General features: G+C 38.8%; 8 protein-coding genes and 1 pseudogene. All 9 read right to left on the minus strand.

Going from position 1 to position 4829, the window contains the following annotated elements; translation table 11 throughout:
* Positions 1–21: 21 nt before the first annotated feature.
* On the minus strand, positions 22–339 hold the full coding sequence (locus K8S13_RS23705) for a nucleotidyltransferase domain-containing protein (protein WP_291466201.1): 318 nt from the start codon (positions 337–339) through the stop codon (positions 22–24).
* Complete coding sequence (locus tag K8S13_RS23710) at positions 320–739, minus strand: nucleotidyltransferase substrate binding protein (protein ID WP_291466202.1); 420 nt, start codon at positions 737–739, stop codon at positions 320–322. Before K8S13_RS23710 ends, K8S13_RS23705 begins: the two co-directional genes overlap by 20 nt.
* Positions 740–952: 213 nt before the next feature.
* Positions 953–2230, minus strand: coding sequence for an MBL fold metallo-hydrolase (locus tag K8S13_RS23715; RefSeq protein ID WP_291466203.1), 1278 nt, complete (start codon positions 2228–2230; stop codon positions 953–955).
* Positions 2231–2283: 53 nt separating this feature from the next.
* Positions 2284–2631, minus strand: coding sequence for a type II toxin-antitoxin system PemK/MazF family toxin (locus tag K8S13_RS23720; RefSeq protein ID WP_291466204.1), 348 nt, complete (start codon positions 2629–2631; stop codon positions 2284–2286).
* On the minus strand, positions 2625–2879 hold the full coding sequence (locus tag K8S13_RS23725) for a ribbon-helix-helix domain-containing protein (protein ID WP_291466205.1): 255 nt from the start codon (positions 2877–2879) through the stop codon (positions 2625–2627). Before K8S13_RS23725 ends, K8S13_RS23720 begins: the two co-directional genes overlap by 7 nt.
* Before the next feature lie 141 nt (positions 2880–3020).
* On the minus strand, positions 3021–3851 hold the full coding sequence (locus K8S13_RS23730) for an XrtA system polysaccharide deacetylase (RefSeq protein ID WP_291466206.1): 831 nt from the start codon (positions 3849–3851) through the stop codon (positions 3021–3023).
* Positions 3835–4236 carry an HI0074 family nucleotidyltransferase substrate-binding subunit gene (locus K8S13_RS23735; protein WP_291466207.1) on the minus strand — a complete coding sequence of 134 codons (402 nt, stop codon included), beginning with the start codon at positions 4234–4236 and terminating at the stop codon, positions 3835–3837. Before K8S13_RS23735 ends, K8S13_RS23730 begins: the two co-directional genes overlap by 17 nt.
* Positions 4221–4565, minus strand: a complete 345-nt coding sequence (locus K8S13_RS23740; RefSeq protein WP_291466208.1) for a nucleotidyltransferase family protein — start codon at positions 4563–4565, stop codon at positions 4221–4223. Before K8S13_RS23740 ends, K8S13_RS23735 begins: the two co-directional genes overlap by 16 nt.
* Positions 4558–4829, minus strand: a pseudogene (locus tag K8S13_RS23745) (hypothetical protein); the annotation flags it as partial. The pseudogene K8S13_RS23745 and the gene K8S13_RS23740, both read right to left, overlap by 8 nt.

The raw sequence follows: 4829 nt of genomic DNA on the forward strand, positions 1-4829 counted from the left end.
AATTTAATCGGATGAATTGTATCATTTTTTCTCGTATAACACCTTTCCATATGTATTAATGTGTTTGCACAGATCCTGATTTTGTATTGATTCAAAACAAAGACAATCAAAAAAATAAGGTAACAATGTTTCTTCTTTCAGATAGTTTTGGATTCTGCTGACAAGCTGTGACGTTACATTTTTTCCACTGATTGCACAATCAACATCTGAGCCGGGTTTGGCGTTGCCCAGAACTCTGGAGCCGAAAACCACCACTTTTTCAACTTCAGGGTATGTAGAAAAAATGGAGACCATCTGGATAATGGTCTTTGCTGGTAAATCAATTTCCTTCCCGCTCATTACAATCCCGTAACCATTGCACTAATTTGCTGATCTGTGGAGCAAAATTCTGTTTTATTAATCTATATGCTTCCATGGCAAGGTTTTCATCGTAGGTATGGGCCAGTAGCTTCCTTTTACCCAGCATATCCAGCCAAAGTTCTCCCTCTGAAATTATCTGATGCTGAAAAGCCTTTTTAATGATTTCTCTGGGAAACTGACAGGTAACACCCTGCGCTTCCAGATAGTCTTTTAAGGTTTTCCACGAAAGCTCAAAGGTGAATTCAAAACTCTGGATAATACCCTGCTGCTCAATATCACTTGGATGTTCTATTGCCAGCCCTCTTTTCAACTGAGTGAAAGCTTTATCGAGATTTTGAAATCTCTGTTGCCAACGGATTATTTTTAATTTTGAATTCAATGTGTCCTTATTAAATATACAGCTCCGCCTTGTCGGTTACAAGAGGCTGCGCGCCGAAAAGGAGAATTGCTCAGACTTGTTTTATAAATAGCAACAACTATACCATGGTCAATGTTTTGTAAATGATTTTAAATATTTTAAGGATTCTTAAGAGGTTGCTTGTGATTATTAGTTTTTAGTTTTAAATTTTGAATTAAGCGGGGTCAGGTTTGATCACAATCCTAAAGCCCGGGTCAGGGCATGACGGGCATTGGCTTCCCCATGTACCAGCCGGATTTCTCCTGGCGGTTTTGGCATGGATTTTACCCAATTGACAAGCATGTTCTGATCAGCATGGGCTGAATAACCTGTAAGGGTATGGATGCCCGCCTTAACAGGGGTTTGTTTTTCAATCATGCGTCTTCCAGGTGTTCCCTTTGCCTGGTATCCAACAAAAAATATGTCATTTAACGGATCTTCAAGGCCGTGTTTCAGGTGATCCACAATACGTCCACCGGTACACATGCCGCTGCCGGCTATGATGATGGCAGGACCGGTGATGTTCAGAAGTTTTTTATGATCCCGGTATTTCTCTACTGCATATAGATTTTTAAAATCAATGGGATGGTCGCCCTTTTTTTTTAGATCCTTTGCCTCTTTATCCCAAAATGCTTCAAGGTATGAGTAAATTTTTGTGATTTTAAGTCCAAGGGGAGAATCAATAAAAACAGGGACTTTTATTCCAAGCCTGTCCAGCTCATAAATCAGTTCCTGGGTTCTTCCAAGGGAAAAGGCGGGGATATAAACAACGCCTTTATCAGCAAGGGCTTTATGGAGCATTTTTTTTAGAGCGTTAAGTCTGCCTTTTCTGTTGAAATGATTTCGATCTCCATAGGTGGATTCCATGACAAGAAGATCACAGGCATCGGGCGGGTCAGGGTCCGGCAGTATGGGTGTATCCGTGCATCCAAGGTCTCCTGAGAAAATTACTTTGCGTGTGACCTTCAGGTTAAAGTCTTTAGACAGGTGGGTCGGAAAATTGAACAGGATAAAACAAGACCCCAGGATATGTCCGGCATTACTCAGTTTGAATGTGATTCCCTGTTTAAGGGAAAAGGTTTCATGAAGCTCAAAGCCCCATGCCAGATCATCAATAATATTTTCCAGGCGGTGTACAGCTTTGTCGGTTCTGTTGGAAAAAGACATGGCATCATGGAGCATGGGAATCAACAGCGCTTTGGTGGCATGGGTGCAGATGATCTCGCCCTGGAAACCGGCATCGATAAGGTCCGGCACCCTGCCGATATGATCGATGTGGGCATGGGTTAAAAACAGGTATTCAATCTTTGCGACTTGAACAGGAAACTGGTCAAAGGGCAGTTCAGGGTCACGGCCATATGCCTTGCCGCAGTCCACAAGAATGTTTATGCAGTCACGGGATTCCGGACGGGTTTGGATCAGGTGACAGGACCCGGTGACACAATTTTTTGCTCCGAGATGGGTAATTTTCATGGAATTATCTTATTTTTTTCTCGCACGAAGACACTACGGCACAAAGCCAGAAATTAAGGGATATCCATGACAAGTTTCATGCCTTTATAAACATCGGAAATCCTTTCTTTCGTTAGGCTGCCTATATTTTCTTTAAGGCTGACCTTGTCTACAGTTTTTATCTGCGTCATATTAATCACCGATCTTTTGGGAAGATTTGCTTCACCTTTTCGCAAGGTCACATTGCCCGGTAATTCGCCAAATTTTAAAGTTGATGTAATTGCCACCACAATAACCGTGTTCAATTTACTGTCATTCAACAGATCATTTTGAACCACAAGTCCAGGTCGCTTTCCCATTGGTTCGGAGCCTTTTGAAGGTGAAAAATCCACCCAATAAACAGAACCTTTTCGGATTACCATTCCTGGCCCTCTTCAGTTCCTAATCCTTCAAACCACCTAGCGCTGATACGCTGTTCTTTTCTTAGTGATTCGTCTGAAAAGACCCGATCATAAGCGTCCTTGATATAACGGTTTCTTTCCGACATAATCTTTTCTCTGAGTATCATGGAAATAAATTTACTTCTTGATAACCCTCTTTTTTTACTGATGTCATCAATCATTGTTACTAATTCTTTCGGAATAGTAATAGCAACCTTTTGGGTATGCATATTTTATATGTCTCCTTAGTATGATACTATGTCAATACCATGGGTATGGATACGTGTCAATCCAAAAATTTCCGTATCCTGATTATGCAAGGAAATAATAAAAAATCAATTCCAACTCAATCCCAGTACCCGCACAAAGGGCTATTGTTGAAGATAATCAATACAGGTTATAAATTTTAAGTTGTTGAAATTTTTTATCAGTGCGTTAAGTTTGTTCTGGGTTTTGTTAAGATTAATATAATGCCGAAATTTAAAACTTGTTGAAGCCTGTTCTACTCTTGGTTGATCCGGGTCAAATTCCCATGGGTGGGAATAAAAAAGAAAGGTCTTATCTTTGTTTAAAACCCAATTCATGCCAAGTTTAAATAAAGGGAAAGGTATTAATCTAAAATATCCTCCACCCCCAAGGGGAAAAACTTTTTGATTGATAGTCAGATTGCTGATGGGAAGTTCAAAAAAATCAGAACTATCAGGAAGATCAATGGTTCCATATCTTCCGTGCAGGCTAAAAGAGTTAAAGCTTGAATCATAAAGGTGGCCTGTATCTCTTACTATTTTCAGGATATCATTATTTATGGCAAAGCTTGGTGCGCGGTATCCATAAACTCTTTTTCCTATAATATCTTCGAGTAATTTTTTGCCTGTTTTTAAATCTTCAATAATCTCTTTGAAGGTTTGTTTTGTACATAGATGGTGGTGGTTGCCATGATTTGCAACCTCGTGTCCTCTTGCATGGATTTCACGAACAAGTGCCGGTAGTTTGTTGGCGATCCAGCCCAGGACAAAGAAGGTTGCTTTTGGTTTAAAGGTAAAAGAATCAAGAAGGTTTAAAATGGTGTGGGTATTTTTCTCGACTCGCAGTTGATGAGAGTCCCAACTTGAGAAAGGAATATACTCTTTAAAATTCTCTACCTGGAACCAATCTTCAACATCAAATGTCAGAAGGATAGTTTTTTTATATTTTTTTGACAACTCTTTTTATAACCGTGAAGGCTTCATTCAACAGAGAATGAATTTGCTCAAATTTTTCAGAATCATAAATATGGCTTAACTCATTTCGCATGTTTATCATCTTTATCAGCCATTCATAATCAGAATATTCGCATTCTTCAATTTGAAAATATTTTTTAATAACCTTTTTAGGACTATTTTCTATAATACCATTGATTTCATATAAAAAAATTTTCAAAGTTTTCCACAAAAGATCAACAACAACTTCAAACTTTTGTACCTGGCCGGATTTTATTGTATCAATGACTTCAGGGGCCATTAGGTTTGTGTTTATGGTTAAGGATACACCAAGATCATTGACTGCTTTTTTAAGTTGTTTGGTTTTATATTTTAGTCTGTCTTCCATGTTATAATTGTTTCTAAAGCCTTTTTTTTAAAATTCGGGCTGACAGTATTAAAATTGATAAGATCTACATTATATGGCACAATACTTTCTTCTAAAAACTCATCAAACTTAGAGGAAACAGAATAAAATTCTTTGTCTGAAAGTCCCAGGATACCTACATCAAAGTCTGAACCCTTGTAATTGGTGTTGCAGGCACGGGAACCAAATAAAAAAATGAGGCAGCGTTTGTTAATGCAGAGTTTAATAAGTTTCTCACGAATGATGTTCTCATACTTTTGTTCATAAAAATTGCTAAGGTCCATTTTCAGTACTTTACATAGTTTAGTCAAAAAGTCTGTTTTCCAGTGTGGCTCTCGGGGTTGATGACTGAAACCTTACAGGCCTTGAAGGGGTCATGCTGATGGTGAACATTCCAATATTTTCCTGGTAATCTTCTCTGGCAGCTGCATCTGTATCAAAATCAGTAAATGACCAGGAAAGGTTGAGTGTCAGCCATTGCAATGGTGACCATATAAGACCTGCACCAATGCCGAGTGTATTGTCTTTTCTGTTTATATCAGGCTCATCGTATTGATCAATGGCGTATGAACCGT

The organism is Desulfobacula sp., assembly GCF_021107415.1.

Coding starts and splice junctions, on each gene's coding strand:
- K8S13_RS23725 (WP_291466205.1), bottom strand. CDS start 2,879: ATGCATACCCAAAAGGTTGCTATTACTATTCCGAAAGAATTAGTAACA.
- K8S13_RS23720 (WP_291466204.1), bottom strand. CDS start 2,631: ATGGTAATCCGAAAAGGTTCTGTTTATTGGGTGGATTTTTCACCTTCA.
- K8S13_RS23705 (WP_291466201.1), bottom strand. CDS start 339: ATGAGCGGGAAGGAAATTGATTTACCAGCAAAGACCATTATCCAGATG.
- K8S13_RS23735 (WP_291466207.1), bottom strand. CDS start 4,236: ATGGAAGACAGACTAAAATATAAAACCAAACAACTTAAAAAAGCAGTC.
- K8S13_RS23715 (WP_291466203.1), bottom strand. CDS start 2,230: ATGAAAATTACCCATCTCGGAGCAAAAAATTGTGTCACCGGGTCCTGT.